This is a genomic window from Bradyrhizobium frederickii, assembly GCF_004570865.1.
Lineage (GTDB): Bacteria > Pseudomonadota > Alphaproteobacteria > Rhizobiales > Xanthobacteraceae > Bradyrhizobium > Bradyrhizobium frederickii.
Genome location: NZ_SPQS01000017.1, coordinates 22,245 through 40,753, shown reverse-complemented (window position 1 = coordinate 40,753; position 18,509 = coordinate 22,245). Strand labels below are relative to the sequence as shown.

At 65.3% G+C, this 18,509-nt stretch carries 12 protein-coding genes; 4 read left to right on the top strand and 8 right to left on the bottom strand.

Annotation, left to right across the window (positions count from 1 at the left end; genetic code table 11):
* Nucleotides 1–170: 170 nt before the first annotated feature.
* A complete protein-coding gene (locus tag E4K64_RS26505) occupies nucleotides 171–1,031 on the top strand; it encodes a D-amino-acid transaminase (RefSeq protein ID WP_135166112.1) in 861 nt (286 codons plus the stop codon).
* Between the two features lie 153 nt (nucleotides 1,032–1,184).
* On the opposite strand, the gene E4K64_RS26500 is transcribed toward E4K64_RS26505, so the two are convergent.
* From E4K64_RS26500 to E4K64_RS26490, 3 genes are read right to left on the bottom strand one after another with little or no spacing between them, the layout of a single operon-like run.
* Nucleotides 1,185–1,646, bottom strand: a complete 462-nt coding sequence (locus tag E4K64_RS26500) for a carboxymuconolactone decarboxylase family protein (RefSeq protein WP_135166111.1) — start codon at nucleotides 1,644–1,646, stop codon at nucleotides 1,185–1,187.
* A 31-nt stretch (nucleotides 1,647–1,677) separates the two neighbouring features.
* The gene (locus E4K64_RS26495; RefSeq protein WP_135166110.1) at nucleotides 1,678–3,291 is read right to left on the bottom strand and encodes an MDR family MFS transporter; all 1,614 of its coding nucleotides are present in this window, start codon (nucleotides 3,289–3,291) and stop codon (nucleotides 1,678–1,680) included.
* A gap of 4 nt (nucleotides 3,292–3,295) precedes the next feature.
* On the bottom strand, nucleotides 3,296–4,447 hold the full coding sequence (locus tag E4K64_RS26490; RefSeq protein ID WP_135166109.1) for an HlyD family secretion protein: 1,152 nt from the start codon (nucleotides 4,445–4,447) through the stop codon (nucleotides 3,296–3,298).
* A gap of 133 nt (nucleotides 4,448–4,580) precedes the next feature.
* Here E4K64_RS26490 and E4K64_RS26485 point away from each other — a divergent pair, with 133 nt between their 5' ends.
* A complete protein-coding gene (locus E4K64_RS26485) occupies nucleotides 4,581–5,492 on the top strand; it encodes a LysR family transcriptional regulator (protein ID WP_135166108.1) in 912 nt (303 codons plus the stop codon).
* A 9-nt stretch (nucleotides 5,493–5,501) separates the two neighbouring features.
* On the opposite strand, the gene E4K64_RS26480 is transcribed toward E4K64_RS26485, so the two are convergent.
* Nucleotides 5,502–8,933 (bottom strand): indolepyruvate ferredoxin oxidoreductase family protein, encoded by a 3,432-nt coding sequence (locus E4K64_RS26480; protein ID WP_135166107.1) that lies wholly within the window; start codon nucleotides 8,931–8,933, stop codon nucleotides 5,502–5,504.
* Between the two features lie 152 nt (nucleotides 8,934–9,085).
* On the opposite strand from E4K64_RS26480, the gene E4K64_RS26475 reads away from it, so the two are divergent.
* Complete coding sequence (locus E4K64_RS26475) at nucleotides 9,086–9,541, top strand: Lrp/AsnC family transcriptional regulator (protein ID WP_135166106.1); 456 nt, start codon at nucleotides 9,086–9,088, stop codon at nucleotides 9,539–9,541.
* Nucleotides 9,542–9,657: 116 nt separating this feature from the next.
* Here the strand turns inward: E4K64_RS26475 and E4K64_RS40570 are convergent, their stop codons facing one another.
* Entirely contained in the window at nucleotides 9,658–9,801 is a 144-nt protein-coding gene (locus E4K64_RS40570; RefSeq protein ID WP_167772266.1) for a hypothetical protein, read from the bottom strand.
* 261 nt (nucleotides 9,802–10,062) lie between these two features.
* Here E4K64_RS40570 and E4K64_RS26470 point away from each other — a divergent pair, with 261 nt between their 5' ends.
* The gene (locus E4K64_RS26470; RefSeq protein WP_135166105.1) at nucleotides 10,063–14,178 is read left to right on the top strand and encodes a sensor domain-containing phosphodiesterase; all 4,116 of its coding nucleotides are present in this window, start codon (nucleotides 10,063–10,065) and stop codon (nucleotides 14,176–14,178) included.
* 51 nt (nucleotides 14,179–14,229) lie between these two features.
* Here the strand turns inward: E4K64_RS26470 and galE are convergent, their stop codons facing one another.
* The 3 genes from galE to E4K64_RS26455 are packed head-to-tail and all read right to left on the bottom strand — an operon-like array spanning nucleotide 14,230 to nucleotide 18,410.
* On the bottom strand, nucleotides 14,230–15,222 hold the full coding sequence (galE, locus tag E4K64_RS26465; RefSeq protein WP_135166104.1) for a UDP-glucose 4-epimerase GalE: 993 nt from the start codon (nucleotides 15,220–15,222) through the stop codon (nucleotides 14,230–14,232).
* Between the two features lie 19 nt (nucleotides 15,223–15,241).
* A complete protein-coding gene (locus tag E4K64_RS26460) occupies nucleotides 15,242–16,045 on the bottom strand; it encodes a WecB/TagA/CpsF family glycosyltransferase (protein WP_135166103.1) in 804 nt (267 codons plus the stop codon).
* Nucleotides 16,038–18,410 carry an exopolysaccharide transport family protein gene (locus E4K64_RS26455; protein WP_135166102.1) on the bottom strand — a complete coding sequence of 791 codons (2,373 nt, stop codon included), beginning with the start codon at nucleotides 18,408–18,410 and terminating at the stop codon, nucleotides 16,038–16,040. The genes E4K64_RS26460 and E4K64_RS26455 overlap by 8 nt, the downstream gene beginning before the upstream one ends.
* Between the last annotated feature and the right edge of the window lie 99 nt (nucleotides 18,411–18,509).

Here is an 18,509-nt window from a genome sequence, read left to right as displayed (position 1 = left end):
GACGAAGTCGCGAGCCCGGAATCCATTGGGCGGAAGGACGCGAGGCGAGATGGATTCCGGGCTCATTCGCTTTGCGAATGCCCCGGAATGACGGATCGAGGGTTTATCGGGCGCGCCAAATCTCCTATACCGAGACCAAATTCCCTCCTTCTCTCCCCAGGAGACCTGCCTTGGATCCGATCGCCTACGTCAACGGCTCATTCGTCCCGCTTTCGGACGCCAAAATCTCGGTGCTGGATCGCGGCTTCCTGTTCGCCGATGGCATCTACGAGGTCTCAGCGGTGCTCGACGGCAAGCTGGTCGACAATGCCTCGCATCTGGCGCGGCTGGAGCGTTCGGTCGGCGAGATCAAGCTGAAGCTGCCGGAGACGGTCGAGCGCATCACCGAGCTGCAAAAGGAGCTGATCGCGCGCAACAAGGTCGCGAACGGCCTCGTCTATCTCCAGGTCACCCGCGGCGCCGACAAGGGCCGCGACTTCGCCTTCCCGAAGGACGACGTCAAATCGAGCCTGGTGATGTTCACCTCGGAAAAGGACATCATCAATGCTGCGTCGGCCAAGACCGGCATCAGCGTGATCACGGTGCCCGACATCCGCTGGGAGCGGCGCGACATCAAGAGCGTGGCGCTGCTGGCGCAGGTCTTGGCGAAGCAGGCCGCGGCCGAGGCCGGCGCGGGCGAGGCCTGGATGCTGGAAGACGGCTACGTCACCGAGGGCGGTTCGTCGTCGGCGTTCATCCTCACCAAGGACGACGTCATCGTGACCCGCAAGAACTCCAACGCGATCCTGCCGGGCTGCACCCGCAAGGCCGTGGTGGCGCTCGCCGAAGAACGCCAGCTCCGCGTCGAGGAGCGTTCGTTCACGGTCGCCGAGGCGCTGGCCGCCAAGGAGGCCTTTGCCACCTCGGCGTCACTGTTCGTCCAGCCGGTGATTGCGATCGACGGCAAGAAGATCGGCGACGGCAAGCCGGGCCCGATGGCCACGCGCCTGCGCGAGATCTACGTGGAGTTCGCCAAGGCAACGGCGGTTTAGCCACTCCCACCGCTGTCATCGCCCGGCTTGACCGGGCGATCCAGTACTCCGTGACAGGAGTGCTTGAATCGAGAAGCCGCGACGTACTGGATGCCCCGCCTTCGCGGGGCATGACAGTTGAAAGTGTGGAGACGCGTTTGCCTCCATCACCCCTTACGCCACCGACGCCTTCACCTTCACCGGATGGACGGCGCGGAACGCGATCGCGACCCTGTTCCAGGCGTTGATGGCGCCGATCAGCATGGTCAGGTTCACCGTCTCTTCCTCGGAGAATTGCGCGCGAACCTGCTCGTAGACATCGTCGGGCGCGTGGGTCTGCGCAATCAGCGTCAGCGATTCCGTCCAGGCCAGCGCCGCGCGCTCGCGGTCGGAATAGAGCGGGGATTCGCGCCAGGCATTGAGCAGGTAGATGCGCTGTTCGGTCTCGCCGCGCTTGCGAGCGTCCTCGGTGTGCATGTTGATGCAGAAGGCGCAGCCGTTGATCTGCGATGCCCGGATCTTGACCAGTTCGATCAGCGATTTCTCAAGTCCCGTGGACTGGATCTGTTGCTCCAGCGCCATCAGCGCCTTCATCGTATCGGGGGCGGCCTGGTAGAAATTCATGCGGGGCTTCATGGTCGTTCTCCTTGCTGTCACTGGGTTGACGTCAATGGGCGCCGCCGGCCGAGGTGTGGCCGGGCTTCTTCAGGAAGAGGACCGCGGCAAGCGCGACGATCAGCGCCATGCCGAGCAGATAGAACGTGTCGCTGAAGGCGAGGATATAAGCCTGCTTCTGCACGATATGGCCGATCGCGACATAGGCGCGATGCGCGGCGTCCGCACGGTCGAGGATGCCGTGATCGACGAAATATTGCGTCAATTGGTCCAGCCGCGTGCGGGTGGCCTGCTCGAATACCGAGACCGACTGCATCAGCACGTTGGAATGATATTGCTCGCGCTTGGTCAGGACCGTTTGCAGCAGCGCGATGCCGACCGCGCCGCCGAGATTGCGCATCATGTTGAATAGGCCGGAGGCCGAGCCCGCGTTCTCCGGCTCGATGCCGGCGGTTGCGACGGCCGACAGCGGCGCCATCACCAGCGCCTGGCCGATGGCGCGAACGATGTTGGGCCACATGAGTTGATCGGCGGCGTAGTCGTTGGTCATATAGATGTTCATGAAGTTGGAGGCCGCGAACAGAGCGAAGCCGATGCCGATGATGATCCGCGCGTCGAATTTCTGCATCAGGCGCGGCACCAGGGGGATCAGCACGAGTTGCGGCAATCCAGTCCAGGCCAGCACCATGCCGATCTGCTCGGCGTTGTAGCCCTGGATGCGTGCCAGATACTGCGGCAGGATGAACACCGAGCCGTAGAGCGCGATGCCCAGCAGGAAGTTCGCGAGCATGCCGAAGCCGAAATTGCGGCGGACGAGCAGGCGCAGATTGAGCAGCGGCTTCTTTACCGTCAGTTCGATGATCAGGAAGGTGGTCAGCGCAACGGCCGCGATCACTGAGAGCTTGACGATGAAAGGCGAGCCGAACCAGTCGTCCTTGTTGCCTTCCTCCAGCACGGTCTGCAATGCCGACAGGCCGATGGCCATGGTGACGATGCCGGCCCAGTCGCCCTCGCGCAGCGCTGAGAGCCTCATCGGCTTGGCCTCGAGCGCGTACCAGAGCATGCCGACCATGATCGCGCCGGGAACGAGGTTGACGTAGAAGATGTATTCCCAGCCGAAATTCTCGGTGAGATAGCCGCCGATGGTCGGGCCGATCGCAGGCGCGAACGTTGCCGACAGCGCGAACAATGCCAAGCCCACCGGCTGCTTTGCGCGCGGCAGCAACGTGATGATCAGCGTGAACGCCATCGGGATGAGAACGCCCCCGGTGAACCCTTGCACGGCGCGCAGCACGATCATCTGGGACAGGTCCTGCGCCAGCGCGCAGGCGGCCGACAGCAGCAGGAACAGGATCGCATTGGTGAGGAGATAGATGCGGATCGAGAACACCTGCGCGAGCCAGCCGGAAAGCGGGATCACGACAATCTCGGCGACGAGATAGGAGGTCGAGATCCAGCCGCCGTCGTCGATGCCGGCGCCGATCGCGCCCTGAATGTCGGCGAGCGAGGCGTTGACGATCTGGATGTTCAGCACCGCCATGAACGCGCCGAGCGTGGCGCCGATCACGGCGATCCAGGTTTTTGTGGAGACCACCGGCGCTGCGGGGCCAGCGGCGGCGGCGGGGAGGCCGGCGGCGGCGTTGGCGGTCGGTTGGAGCGTGCTCATGGCGTCAGCTGCCGTTCGCGCGGGAGGTGTTGTCGGCGAGGCGCCTCGCCGTCTCGCGCTCGGCAAGCACCGTGGCTTTGGTATCGACGGTCGGCACTGCCGACATGCCGGGGCGCAGCAGGCCGTTGAGGCTGTGGTCGTCGAGCACGATCTTCACGGGAACGCGCTGCACGATCTTGGTGAAATTGCCGGTCGCGTTGTCCGGCGGCAGCAGCGCGAATTCGAGCCCGCTCGCCGGCGACAGACTGTCGACATGGCCGCGCAGGGTCCTGTTACGGAAGCTGTCGACGCGCAGCTCGACCGGCTGTCCTGGCCGCACATGCGTGAGCTGGGTCTCCTTGAAGTTCGCAACGACGTAGACCGCATCGAGCGGCACCACCGCCATCAATTGCGTGCCGGCCTGGACGTATTGGCCGACCCTGAGGCTCCGGGCGCCGACCGTGCCGTCGACCGGCGCGGTGATCTCGGTATAGGACAGGTTCAGCGCCGCCTGCTGCGCGGCCGCGCGGGTGCGCTCGAGCTGGGCCGCTGCCTGCGCGCGCTGGGTGGTGAGCACGTCGACCTTGCGCTGCGCAGCCACGAGGCCGAACTTGGCGTGCTGCAATTGCGCGCTGCTGGCGCGCAGCGCCGCGTCGGTCTGTTGCGCGCGCTGGATCGTGCCTGAACCCGACTTCATCAGATCGTCATAGCGGGCGCGCTCTTCCCGCGCGAATTTCAGATTGGCGTCCGCCGCATCGACATCGGCCGTGCTCTGCTCGATGATCGGCTGCTGCAGTTCGAGCTGGGCGTCGATGTTGCGCACCGAGGCTTCGGCGGCAGCGACGTCGGCTTTGGCCTGGTCGAGCGCCGCCTTGAAGTCGCGGTCGTCGATCTTGGCCAGCGTCTGGCCTGCCCTGACCCTCTCGTTGTCGCCGACAAGCACCTTCGCGATATAGCCGGAGACCTTCGGCGCGATGATGGTGGAGTCCGCCTTCACATAGGCGTCGTCGGTCGCTTCCAGGTAGCGGCCTGTTTTCAGGTAGTCGTAGCCATAGTCGCCGGCCACCGCGGCGCAGATCGCCAGCGCCAGACCGACCGCTGCGCGCCTGATCGCCCGCCGGGACGGGCGCAGGCTGATTTTTCTATTGGTTTCAGTGACATAAGAAGCATTCGACATGACATCCTCGGACTTCCCAGACGCCCCTTCGAAATGGTGCGCTGTTGGTGCCTGCAAGATGTGCTGTCCTGGACATTGTGATAATCTTTGAATTTATGGAAGCATTATCCAGTAATAGTGGATAATCTCGGCCATGGATCGCTTTACCAGCCTGACCGCCTTCGTCCATGTGGTTGAAAACGGCGGCTTTTCCGCCGCCGCCCGCCGGCTCAACATGTCGACGACCATGGTGAGCAATCACGTGCAGGCGCTGGAGGACCGGCTCGGCGTGCGCCTGCTCAACCGCACCACGCGGAAGGTGAGCCTCACCGAAATCGGCAAGGCCTATTACGACCGCTCGACCCAAATTCTCGCCGATCTCGAGCAGGCCGACGACATCGCGAGCGAATTGCAGTCGGTGCCTCGCGGCACGCTGCGCATTCACGTCGCCACCCATATGGTTCCGTTCGCCGCGCCGGTCGTGGCGAAACTGCTTTCGACCTATCCGGAGCTCAAGGTCGATCTGCGCATGGGCGAGGCCGATGTTGATCTCATCGAGGAAGGCTACGACGTCGCCCTGCGCATGACCCCGCCGCCGGATTCGAGCCTGATCGTGCGGGGCCTTGCCACCTGGCGTCACGTGCTGTGCTGCTCCCATGATTACATCGAAAAGCACGGCAGGGTGCAGAAGCTCGACGAGCTCAAGGGGCATAATTGCGGTCGGCATTTGAACTATCCGTTCGGCGACGAATGGCGCTTCCTTGATCGCAAGGGCACACCGGCCTCCGTCCGTATTTCGGGCAGCTTCGTCACCAATAGCGGGGAAGCGCTGCGAAAGGTCGCGCTGGAGGGTGCGGCCGTCTGCATGATGGCTGGGTTTCTCATTCAGGACGATCTCGAAGCCGGCCGCCTCGTGCGGCTCCTGCCGGAATATCGGACGGTCGAGCTGTCCATGAACGCGGTCTATCCGCACCGTCATCATCTCTCGGCGAAGGTCAGGACCTTCATCGACCTGATCGTGCACCACAGCGCCGAGCAGCAGAAGCTGATCAATCCCTATTCGTGAGGCCTGCGGTCAGGCCGCTCGCAGCGCCGTCTGTCGCGCCAACAGAGACTCGACCTCCGACTTGATCGACGCGATCGCAGCCTCCTTCACGGGTCCATAACCGCGGATCTCCATGGGCGCCTTGGCGATCGCGACGAGATCGGGAAGACGCGCAGCGTCGAGCTGGTCGAGCATCCGTTCGATCAGCGCTTCGTACCACGCAATCAGGTCGCGCTCGCTGCGCCGTTCCCGGGAATAGCCGAACGGATCGAACGGCGTTCCGCGCAGCCCCTTCAAGCGTGCGAGGACGGCGAGCGGCACCTGGATCCATTGACCGAAAGCGCGCTTGCGCGGGCGTCCACGGGCGTCGCGCTCCGAGGGGAGGAACGGCGGGGCGAGGTGATATTGGACGCTGAAGCCATCCTCGAATTCGCGCTTCAGCTCCTCGAGGAAGCCGCTCTGCATGTGCAGGCGCGCCACCTCGTATTCGTCCTTGTAGGCCATCAGCTTGAACAGGCCGCGTGCGACGGCCTCGGTCAAAGCCTCGCTGTTCAGGGCCGCTTCGGCATGACGAATTCTTGCGACGGTCGAACGGTAGCGCGCCGCATAGGCGCTGTCCTGATAGGCGGTGAGAAAGTCGGCGCGACGGTCGATGATCTGGTCGAGCGTCTCGACCTCCGGCGCTTCCGTCATTTTCGGCAGGAAGTCGGGATCGGAAGCCGCGATCCGGCCCCAGGCAAAGGCCTGCTTGTTGCGCTCGACCGCGACGCCGTTGAGCTCGATCGCGCGCAGCAGCGCCTGCAACGAAATCGGGACCAACCCGCCCTGCCAGGCAAAGCCGAGCATGATGATGTTGGCATAGACGGCATCGCCGAGCAGCCGTTCGGCCAGCGCGTTGGCGTTGATCGTGCCGAGATTGTGCTCGCCGATGACCCGGCCGATCGCGCCTAGCCGGGCGGCGGAGGCGAGATCGGCATCGCGGAAGCGGACCACGTCGCCGGTCGGCATCTCCGCGGTGTTGACCGCGGCACGCGTGCCGCGGTGGTAGGTGCCGGATGCCTTCGGCGACGAGCTGACGACCAGATCGCAACCGATCAGCGCATCGGCCGCGCCCTGGTCGATGCGCACCTGGTGCAGGGACTCGGGACCTGGTGCGAGGCGAATATAGCTCAGCACAGGCCCGAACTTCTGCGCAAAGCCGGTGAAGTCCAGCACCGAGACGCCGCGGCGTTCGAGGTGTGCGGCCATGCCGATCAGCGCGCCGACCGTGATCACGCCGGTGCCGCCGACGCCGGTCACGAGCAGGTCGTAGGGACGGTCGAGCGAGGCAGAGGGGGGCAGGGGAAGCGTGGCCGCATGGCCGATGGCGTCGATCTGGCTCGCGGCCTTCTTCCGGCGCGTCGCGCCTTCGACGGTGACGAAGCTCGGGCAGAAGCCGTTGAGACAGGAAAAATCCTTGTTGCAGGCCGACAGGTTGATCTGACGCTTGCGGCCGAACGGCGTCTCCTTCGGTTCGACGCTGAGGCAGTTGGATTCCACCGAGCAGTCGCCGCAGCCTTCGCAGACGAGATCGTTGATATAGGCGAAGCGCTTGGGGTCGGCCATCTGCCCACGCTTGCGCCGGCGCCGCTTCTCCGTGGCGCAGGTCTGCTGGTAGATCAGGACCGAGACGCCGGGGATGTCGCGCAGCTCGCGCTGCACGGCATCCATCGCCTCGCGCGGATGGATGGTGACGCCGGCCGGCAGGTCGGCGGGCGAAAACTGTGCGGGATCATCCGACACCAGCGCGATGCGCGTCACGCCTTCGGCGCGAACGCTGTGCGCGATCGCATGGACGCTGACGGGACCGTCGACCGGCTGGCCGCCGGTCATCGCGACGGCATCGTTGAACAGGATCTTGTAGGTGATGTTGGCCCCGGCCGCGATCGCCTGCCGGATCGCCATCGAGCCGGAGTGGTAATAGGTGCCTTCGCCGAGGTTCTGGAAGATGTGCTTGCGGCCGGTGAATCTCGACGAAGCCGCCCAGTTCACGCCCTCGCCGCCCATCTGGATCAGCGAGGAGGTCTCCCGGTCCATCCAGCTCGCCATGAAATGGCAGCCGATGCCGGCCAGCGCCTTCGATCCCTCCGGCACCTTGGTCGACGTGTTGTGCGGGCAACCCGAGCAGAAATAGGGCGTGCGCGTCGCGCCCGGAACGTTGATGCTGCGTGCTGCCTCCGGCAGGAGCGCGGCTGCGCGTGCGGCGAGATTGAGGCCCGGAAACATCGGATCGAGCCGGCGGGCCAGGACGCCGGCGAGCGCGCGCGGCGACAATTCCCCGATCCAGGAGATCAGCCTTGCCCCGGTTTCATCGTGCTTGCCGACCATGCGTTCGGGCTTGCTGCCGGGATAGTCGTAGAAATATTCCTTGAACTGGCTCTCGATGATGCCGCGCTTCTCCTCGACCACGAGGATCTCGCGCTTGCCCTTCACGAAAGCCATGGCGTCGTGCAGCGCCAGCGGCCAGACCATGCCGACCTTGTAGACGTCGATCCCGATGCTGCGGCAGGCGGCCTCGTCGAGGCCCATCAATCGCAACGCCTCCATCAAATCGAGATGCGCCTTGCCTGTGGTGACGATGCCGTAGGTCGCGTTCGGAATGTCGTAGATGTGACGGTCGATCGGATTGGCCTTTGCGAAGGCGTAGACCGCGTGCTTCTTCGCCTCCAGCCGCTCCTCGATCTGCGGGCCCGGCAAGTCGGGCCAGCGGTAGTGCAGGCCGCCGGGCGGCGCCGTGAAATCGGGCGTGCGGAAGAGGCGCGGCGGGCGCAGCGCCACCGATGCGCCCGACTCCACGATCTCCGAGATCGCCTTGAAGCCGACCCACATGCCGGAGAAGCGGCTCAGCGCGTAACCATATTCGCCGAACGCGAGATATTCGCCGACGCTGGCCGGATGCAGCGTCGGCATGAACCAGCTCATGAAGGCGACGTCGGATTGGTGCGGCATCGAGGAGGAGACGCAGCCATGGTCGTCGCCGGCGACGACCAGCACGCCGCCATGCGGCGAGGAGCCATAGGCATTGCCGTGCTTGAGCGCATCGCCGGAACGATCGACGCCGGGGCCCTTGCCGTACCAGAGTCCGAACACGCCAGCGACCTCGCGGTCGCCTTGCGTCTCGACCTGCTGCGAGCCGAGCACCGCGGTCGCCGCGAGATCCTCGTTGACGGCGGGGAGGAATTCGATGCGGTCCCGCTTGAGGCGTTCCTGGATGCGCCAGAGTTCGAGATCGACGCCGCCGAGCGGCGAGCCGCGATAGCCGGAGATGAAGCCGGCGGTGTTGAGGCCTTGCGCACGATCGCGCCGCGCCTGGTCGAGCGCGATGCGGACGATGGCCTGCGTTCCCGTGAGGAAGACGCGGCCCTGCTCGCGGTCGTAGCGGTCGGAAAGCTCATAGGTGTCGAGTGACGGAATGGCGTCCATGCGGACCTCCCACGCATTCCCCCGGATCGGAGCAGGGTAGGCCCGGACGGCTGGTAGGTTTTACCTATCTTTTTCTTCAATCCGGTCTATTGTGGTAGAATTATCCAGAATACCCGATAATTCGGTGGAAAATTCCCCCGTGGCGAGGCCCTATGATCGAAGACCAGGACGCGCGAATCCTCGCTCATCTCCAGAAGGACGGCCGCGCCACCAACCAGCAACTGGCGGACGAGGTCGGCATGTCCACCTCGGCCTGCTGGCGCCGGGTGCGCGCGCTGGAGGAGGCTGGCGTCATTCAGGGCTATGCGGCCCTGGTCGCGCGCGAGCAGGCGGGCTTTACGATGTCGGCCATCCTCCACGTCTCGCTGGAGCGGCACGACGCGAAGTTCGTCGACGAATTCGTCGCCAGGGTCACGAGGCGCCGCGAAGTGCTGGAGTGCTTTGCGACCACGGGCGATGCCGACTATCATTTGCGCGTCGTGGTGCAGGACATGGCGGCCTATAATCGCTTCCTCGACGAGTTCATGTTTCGCATTCCCGGCATCCGCTATGTCCGCAGCAACGTGGTGTTGAAGGAGATCAAGTCGGGCGTGGCGCTGCCGTTTTGAGAGCGGCTCGCACAGCCGTCGTAGCGCCGTAGGGTGGGCAAAGGCGCGCTCGCGCCGTGCCCACGTTCTCTATCGTCGAGAGATGGTGGGCACGACGCTAAGCGCCTTTGCCCACCCTACGGCACTTCCGCTACCCTCGCCCATCGCACGGCAAGGCGCTGGCCGTGGTCGGAGGCGCTGGCCTGGATGATCACGGGATAACCCTGTTGCGAGCGCGGCCCGGTGAACGGCCCGCGCGACTTCTTGCCCTTGGCGGGCAATGGTTGTTGAAGCCATCGTCTCAAAGCGTAGCTGCGATATCAACCGGCCGTAAACCAATACAGGACTGCAAATTCGTAAACAGACCCGCCCTCGGTGGGGGATTCGTCCACGCTGCGGTATTTTCCGGCCGCTTGGCGCGGTCGTTCGCAGCTCGTTCACTTTGATTGACAGTTTGCGGCGCGCAATAACGACCACTTAGGCGATGGGCGTTCATAAAGTCACCTGGGAAAAACTGGCAGAAGGCCCCGGGAGCTGAGATCGTGACGACGACACTCGCGCGCACCTTTGCGGCGTTGAGCGCCATCAACGAAGCGATCCTCTATGCGAAATCGCCGGACGAGCTGTACCAGAAGGTCTGCGGCGCCGGGTTCGCCAGCGGGGACTTCCTGGCCGTGGCCGTGTTCCTGGTCGAACCGGACGGCGGCCGTTTGCGGTTCGCAGCCGGCTGCGGCGACGACGTTCGGCGGCTGCGCTCGATCGTGATCACGACGGAAGCCGGCACGCCCGAGGGATCTGGCGTCGGGGGCGAGGCGTTTCGCGAGCAGAAGCTGTGCATCAGCAACGATTACCTCAACGATCCGCGCTCGCTGGCGTGGCGCGAAGGCGCGGCTTCGGCCCATATCGGCGCGGCTGCGGCGCTGCCGCTGCTCTGCAACGGCAAGAGCGTCGGCGTGCTGTATGTGACCCGCAGCGAGGCCAATTCGCTCGACGACGAGATGGTGTCGCTGTTCGAGCGCATGTCGGCCAACATCTCCTATGCGCTCGACAATTTCGCGCGTGAGACCGCGCGGCAAAGCAGCGAACGGGCGACGCGGCGGCTCAATCGCATGTTCGGGGCCATCAGCGCCACCAACGAGGCAATCCTGCGCGCCAAGACCGAGCAGGAGCTTTATCAGCGCGTCTGCGATGCCTCCGTTCACGGAGGCAAATCGCTCTCGACCGTCATTCTGCTGAAGGAGCCGGATTCCGATTGGCTGAAGCCTGTTGCGGGCACCGGCCAGAACCTGGAATTGGTTGCTCGAACCCGGTACTCCGTCGATCCGGCCAATCCGTATGGCTGCGGAATCTCAGGGGAGGTATTCCGCTCGCAGAAGCCGTGCCTGGAAGACGATCTGCCCGGTCGCACCAGGGGGACGCCGTGGGAGCAAGCCAACATCAATACCGGCGTCGTCGCCTGCGTCGTCGCTCCTCTGATCAAGCATGGTCAGAGCGTCGGCGTCATGCTGTCCTTCATCAGCCGGTCCTGGGCCAAAGACGAAGAAGTCGTCGCGCTGATGCTGCGGATTGCCGAAAACGTCTGCTTTGCGCTCGACAATTTCGATCGTGAGTCCGAGAAGGCCAGGATTGCGGTGGAGGAGGAACGCCTGGCGCGCATGTATGCCGCGCTCAGCGCCACCAACGAGGCCATTCTGCGCGCTCACTCGCGTACCGAGTTGTTCGATCTCGTCTGCGAGGCGACCGCCAAGGGCGCCAAGTTCACCTCGGCCAATATCGCGCTGGTCGACCGTGACGCCGAGCTGCTGCGCGTCGTGGCCTGTTACGGGCCGAATGCGAATGAGGTTCGCAACTTCAAGTTCTCCACCTCCGAGGAGGTGCCGGAAGGCCGCGGCTTGACCGGCACCGCCTATCGTACGCGCCGGCCCGCCGTCAGCAACGACGTGCTCGCGGACGAGCGCCTCGCGCCGTGGCACGCCAGCGCGCGCCGCACCGGAATCGTATCCTCCGCCGCCTTGCCGCTGTTCTGCGGCGACCGGGTCGAGGGCGTGTTCCTGTTCAACGCTCCGGAGGCCGGCACCTTCACGGATGAATTCGTCGAGTTGCTGAGCAGGCTCCAGGCCAACGTCGCCTTCGCCCTGGAAAGCTTCGATCGCGCCGAGGAGAAGGCGCAGGACGACAAGCAGCGCGATCGCCTGAGCGGAATGTTCGAGGCACTGAGCGCAACCAATGAGGCCATTATCCGCGCCAAGACGCGCGAGGAGTTGTTCGAGGCTGCCTGCCAGGCCGGCGTCCTCGGCGACGTGTTCGCTTCGGCTACGATCGGCATCATCGACAGGGACAACGAACTCCTTCGTGTCGCCGCGGTGAAGGGGCGTCTGCAGGAGCAGATGGCCGGGCGGACCTGCAATCTTTCCGCCGGTCATCCCGAGGGCCAGGGCATCATCGGGATCTCGATCCGGACCCGCCGGCCCAGTGTCATGAACGACTATCTCAACGACCCGCGCTCGATGCACTGGCGGACGAAGGCGGTTGAGGATGGAACGCGGGCTGCCGCCAGCTTTCCGCTTCTGAAGGCAGGCCAGGAGCCGATCGGCATCTTGCTTTTCCTTGCAACCGAAGAGAACACGTTCACGCCAGATCTGGTCGAACTGCTTGGACGTCTCGCCGAGAACGTGTCGTTCGCCCTCGACAACTTCGACCGTGCCGAGGAGAAGGCCCGCACCGAGAGCCAAAAGGAACGGCTGACGCGCATGTTCGCGGCCCTGAGCGCGACCAACGAGGCGATCATGCGGGCGAAGTCGCGCGCCGAGCTGTTCGATCTCGTGTGTCACGCGGCCTCGCATGGTGCCAAGTTCACGTCGACGACCATCGCGCTGGCCAGGGCCGAGAGCGATCTGCTGGAAATCGTGGCGAGCGCGGGCCCGTCCTCCAACACCACGCGCAACGTCCGCCTCTCCGTCGATCCGGAGCGGCCCGAAGGGCGCGGGATGAGCGGCACGGCGTTCCGCACGCGCCGGCCTTGCATCAGCAACGACTATCTCAACGACGATCGCGTCCGCGCCTTCCATGCTATCGTCCGCAACGACGGCGCGCGGTCGGGCGCGGCATTTCCACTCGTCGTGCACGAGCAGGCGGTCGGCGTCATGATCTACATGTCGACCGAGCCCGGCACCTTCACGGTCGAGTTCGTCGAGCTGTTGCAGCGTCTCGCCGACAACGTATCCTTTGCGATGGAGAATTTCGATCGCGCCGACGCCAAGAACCAGGCGGACGAGCGGATCGAATACCTCGCCTCGCATGACAGCCTGACGGACCTTCCGAACCGCGAGACCTTCAACGGGCTCTTGCGCGAGGCCATCGACACGGCGGAGCGTCACGATCACCGCTTTGCGGTGCTGTTCATCGATCTCGACCGCTTCAAGGTTATCAACGATTCGCTGGGGCACGAGGCCGGCGACCTGCTTCTGCTCGAAGTGGCGAACCGCTTGCGCGGCGCGCTGCGGGCAAGCGACGTGGTGGCGCGGCTCGGCGGCGACGAGTTCGTGGTGATCCTCGACCAGTGCGGCGAGATCGATGCCGTCCAGCGCATCGCGACCGAGCTCCTGGCCGCACTCGCCCAGCCCATGGAGCTGGCCGGGCACGAATGTCACACCACGGCGTCGATCGGCATCGCGATGTATCCGGCCAACGGTTCCGACGTGCAGACTCTGACCAAGAACGCCGACATGGCGATGTATCTCGCCAAGGAAGACGGCAAGAACGGCTATCGCTTTTTCTCCAAGGAAGTGAAGACGCAGTCGATCGAAAGGCTGTCGCTGGAGAGTGCGCTGCGCCGGGCGCTGGAGCGCGGGCAGTTCTCGCTGAACTACCAGCCCAAGGTCGAGATGGAGACCGGCCAGATCACCGGCGTGGAAGCATTGCTGCGCTGGGCACATCCCGATCTCGGCAACGTCTCGCCGGCGCAGTTCATTCCGCTTGCGGAAGAAACCGGGCTGATCGTGCCGATCGGCCGCTGGGTCCTCAACGAGGCCTGCGCGCAGGCCATGGCCTGGCAGCGCCGCGGCCTGTTGCCGCTGTCGATGGCGGTCAACCTGTCGCCGCGGCAGTTCGCCGACGAGCATCTGTTGCAGGACGTCGACGAGGCGCTGGCGGCCAGCGGCATGTCGCCGGTGCTGCTCCAGCTCGAAGTCACCGAGAGCATGATGATGCGCAATGTCGGCCGTGCGCTCAAGGTGCTCGACGCCATCCAAAGCCGCGGCATTCGCCTCGCCATCGACGATTTCGGCACCGGCTATTCGTCGATGTCGCTGATGAAGCACTTCCCGATCGACACCATCAAGATCGACCGCTCCTTCGTGCGGGACCTGCCGCTGGATTCGGAAGACCAGGCGATCGCGCAGGCGATCATCAGCATGGGCAAGGCGCTGGGCATGACCGTCGTCGCCGAAGGCGTCGAGAACGCCGAGCAGGAGGCATTCCTGCGCGCCCATGGCTGCGACGAGATGCAGGGCTTCCTCATCTCGAAACCCTTGCCGGCACGGCAGATGGCCGAGCTGCTGCGGCCGATGATCCTGCCTGCCGCCCCGCCGCTCCAGCCGGAGCCGGACTTTGCCGCCACGCAAGCCGCGGCGTCACGGCTGAAACGCGCCGTCGTCTGACGGCTGCAGCTGTCCGCCCCCGGCGGAGCCAGGCGCGGGCGCGTCGAACGCCTATCGCGCCCTGAACGGATGCGCCTTCTGGTGCCAGGCCCAGGCGGTGCGAATCACCGTAGCCAGGTCGGAGTGGCGCGGTACGAAGTTCAGCACCTTTCTCGCTGCCGAAGGATCTGCGACCAGATAAGTGGGATCGCCGGCGCGGCGCGGCTTGACGGTATGTGGCACCTCGCGCCCGGTCTCCTGCCGGATGGCGTCGAGGATCTGGCGCACCGAGAACCCGGAGCCGGTGCCGAGATTGAAGCTGCCGCCGGCATGTCCGCCTTCCAGAAGCTTCAGGGCCGCGACATGCGCCGCCGCGAGGTCGGTGACGTGGATGTAGTCGCGGATCGCGGTGCCGTCGGGTGTGGCGTAATCGTCGCCGAACACCGCGAAATCGACATGTCCCTGAAGCGCCATCATCGCGCGCGGAATGAGATGGGTTTCGTTGTCGCGCAGTTCCCCGATGCCACCGCCCGGATCGGCGCCGCTGGCGTTGAAATAGCGCAGGCAGAACGCGCCGAAGCCATAGGCGGTGCGATAATCGGCGAGCATCCGCTCGATCATCAACTTCGATGCGCCGTAAGGATTGATCGGCGCGCAGGGGAAGTCTTCCGGCAGTTCCTTCGAATCGGCGTTGCCATAGACCGCGCCGGTCGAGGAGAACACGATGCGATGGCAGCTCGCGTTGCGCATCGCCTGCAACAGCGACAGCGTTCCCTGCACGTTGTTGACATAATATTTCTGCGGGTCGGTCATGGACTCGCCGACCAGGCTCGCCGCCGCGAAATGCATCACCGCCGTGATCTTGTGGTCGGCGAAGGCGCGTGCCAGCGCCGTGCCGTCCAGCAGATCGCCAGTGACCAGCGGACCGGCGACGAAGCTGCGATGGCCTGTCGAAAGATTGTCATAAACGACGGGCTGATAGCCGGCGGCGGTCAATGCGCGGCAGGCGTGCGAGCCAATATAGCCCGCGCCTCCTGTGACGAGGACGGTCGGTCGGTCGGTCATGTCGTCTTGTGCTCTTCTCTTAGTAGAGGGGTCGGTTGCGGCTGAAGAGAAGATAGAGCGCGCGAGGGTTGGTGGTCAAATAGCGCCAGAGCAGGCGGCGTGGCTCGAGCAAGGTGCGCCAGGCCCATTCGAGTCCGATTTTTTGCATCCATTGCGGCGCGCGGGAACGGCTGCCTGACAAGAAGTTGAAGAGGCCGCCGGATGTCTTGATAACGCCAACATTGGTGAGATGCGGCGTGAACTCCTTCACGAATGCCTGCTCGTTAGGCACGCCGAGCGCGACCCACAGATAGTCCGGTGCAAGCGCGTTGATCTCCTCGACCTTCGCGCGCAGCTCTTCGCCGCGCAGATAGCCGTGGCTGTGCCCGACGATCTTGAGCTTCGGATACATCTTCTGGACGTTCGCGACCGCTGCGATGTTCTCGGCCTCGCTGGCGCCGAACATGTAGAAGGTGCGGCCCAGCGCTTCCGCCTTGCGCGCGACGACGTGGAACAGGTCCGTGGTTGCGACGCGTTCCGGCAGCGGAAACCAGGATTGCAGCTTTGAGGCGGCGACCAGCGGCTGGCCGTCGGCGTTGATCAGATCGGCGGCACGGAACAGGCGCTCGGTCTGCGGCTCGGTCGAACAGCGCGCCAGCACCTCGCCATTGGCCGACGTCAGGAACAGCGGACGGCCGATGCGACTGTCAGGATCGGTCGCCTCGATCATGAAATCGGCGGTCTCTTCCAGATCGAGCGCGGCCATCCGAAGCCCGCCGACGGTGATCCGCGGCACGTCGGCAGTTGCTGCCCGTCCGTCGAGGTTGACGCGGCGCTCAAGCATATTGTCTGCCTCGCTGACGCGTTTCAGCTTTAGGGGTGAGCTCGTCGAGCACGACGCCGACGAGCTTGCACTCGGCGCGGCCGAGCGCGGTCAGGATCTCTTCGAGGCTGTCGTTGAGGTCGAGGCTGGTCGGCAGCACCGCCACCAGTGCGTCGGTGTCGTCGAGCAGCTTGCGGCTGCCCGCAAGAAGCGGCATCGCAGGGCCGTCGAGGATCACGAGGTCGTAGCCGCCTGCGGCGCGCGCCTGCGCGATCGCCTTGCGGATCGCGTCGGCGGCCTTGCCGGCATCGCCCTCGCCGGCCGGCAGCACCGAAATGCCGTTGACCGTCTTGATCTCGCGTGCGGCCTTGCTGCCGATCGAGAGCCAGCCGAGCCTGCTCGGTTCGTTCTTGCCGGGGCGGCCGACCTTGTTCGAGAGCGCGTGAGTCTGATGGTCGGCGTCGATCATGAGCACGCGGGCGCCATCGCGCGCGGCCGCGAGCGCGAAGTTCAGCGCACTCACGCTGCGCCCGGCGGTCTCGCCGGTGCCGACCAGCGCAATGACCGGCATCGCCTTGCCGGCGGCGCGCCGGGCCACGGCCGCGCGCATGTCGCGCCAGGCGTTGAGCAGCTTCGTCAGGGGAAAGCCGGGCCGCAACGTCGGCCAGCCCAGCCGGGTGAGATCGACGCCGCCGCCGGTGGCGAGAATGGCGCCGAGCGTGTGAATGACGTCGGCCTCCTGAAGGCGCGCGATCAGCGGCTTCTCGATCGAGGGGTTCTCGACCATCGCGGGTTGCAGCGGTGGCGCGGCAAGTTCGGGCGGGATCTGCGCGACCTCGGGGGATCGCGACGGCTGCTCGGACCGCGAAGCTTCCAGCGCCCGCGAAACCTCGGGCGCGCGCGTTGTCTCCGGCACCGGCTTGCGTTCGCGGCGGGCCGGCGCGGGCACTGGCGCGGTTGCGCCGGCGAACAGAAGCTCGGCCGCGACGAACCAGCTCGAGGCCGCAAGCGCGCCGAAGATGAAGCCGATCATGGCGAACAGGCTCATCGCCGGCGGGAACGAGCGCCGCTGCGGCACGGTCGCCTCGCCGATGACGCGGGCCGCCGAAGTGTTCAGGCTCTCCTGCTCCTCGGTCTCGCGGGAGCGCTTGAGGAAGGATTGGTAGACGTCGCGGCTGGCATCGGCCTCGCGCTCCAGTTCGCGCAGGCGCACGGCGGCCTGGCTGAGCTGGACGCTCTGCCGCTTCTGCGCTTCCAGCGCTCGGTTGAGCGAGGCTTCATAATCGCGGGCGCGCGTCAGATCGTTCTTGGCGGACTGGGCGAAGCGGTCGATCTCTTCGCTGATGGTACGCTTGAGATCCTCGACCTGCTTCTCGGTCTGGCGCAGCGCCGGATGGCGTGGCCCGAGCTCGCCGGCCTGCTCGGCATATTTCTTGCGCGCATCGGCATATTGTGCGCGCAAATTCGCGATCGTCGGCGATTGCAGCGCTTCCGGAATCGCGCCGGCATCGGCAGCGGTCCGGCGGCTCGCCTCGATCTGGTCGAGCCGTGCCTGCGCATCCATCGTCGCCGCGCGCGCCGCGGAGAGCCGCTGGTTGCTGGCGGAGAGCTGCTGGTCGCTGATCAGCGCATCCTGGGTACCGACGAAATTGTTCTGGGCCTTGTAGGTGGCGAGCGCCGTCTCGGCGTTGCGCAGCCGCTCGCGCAGCTCCTTGAGGCGGCCGGAGAGATCGCTGGTGGCGCGCCGTGCGGCCGAAGCCTGCGAATTGCGGGATTCCGCGAGATAGGCATTGGTCAGCGTGTTGGCGAGCATCGCCGCCTTCGCCGGATCGGTCGACCAGACCTCGATGTCGACGATGAAGCTCTTCTCGGTCTTGCGGATCGTGATGTGCCGGTTCAGCGCCTCGAGCGCCGCGAGCTGCACCTCGGTGTTGGCCGCAGCGGAGGGCGCCCGGGGCTGAAGGCCGATCAGGCCGAGCAGCGACGACATCAGGCTCCTGCCGTCGCCGCCGCCGAATTCCGGATCCTTGTCGAGCCCGGCCTGCTCGATCACCTTGAGCAGGACGCTGTTGGCAGTGATCAGCCGCGCCTGGCTCTCCACCACCATGGACATGCCGGAGACGTCCTGCGCGCGCGGCGTCAGCTCCCGGTCGACGAGCTGAAGCTCGCGCGGGTCGACATAGAGCTGGGCGGTGGCGGTGTAGCGGGGCGTCAGGCTCTTGCCGACGGTGACGGCAAGCGTCGCGCCGAGCAGGGCAGCCGCGGCAATCGCGATCTTGCGCCGCCAGAGCAGATTGGCGAGCTCCAGCACGTTGAAGCCGGCCTGAGATCTCTGTTGCGGAGGCTCGGGCCTCGCCCGATCTATCGGCTGGTTATAGTCAAGCATGATCCCCAGCTTTCATTCCAAGTGCCGCAGGCTGAGGGGTTATTCTTCGCTCTACGCCACGCACCCGGGATATAGGTGCCCAGTCAACGCAACAGGGAA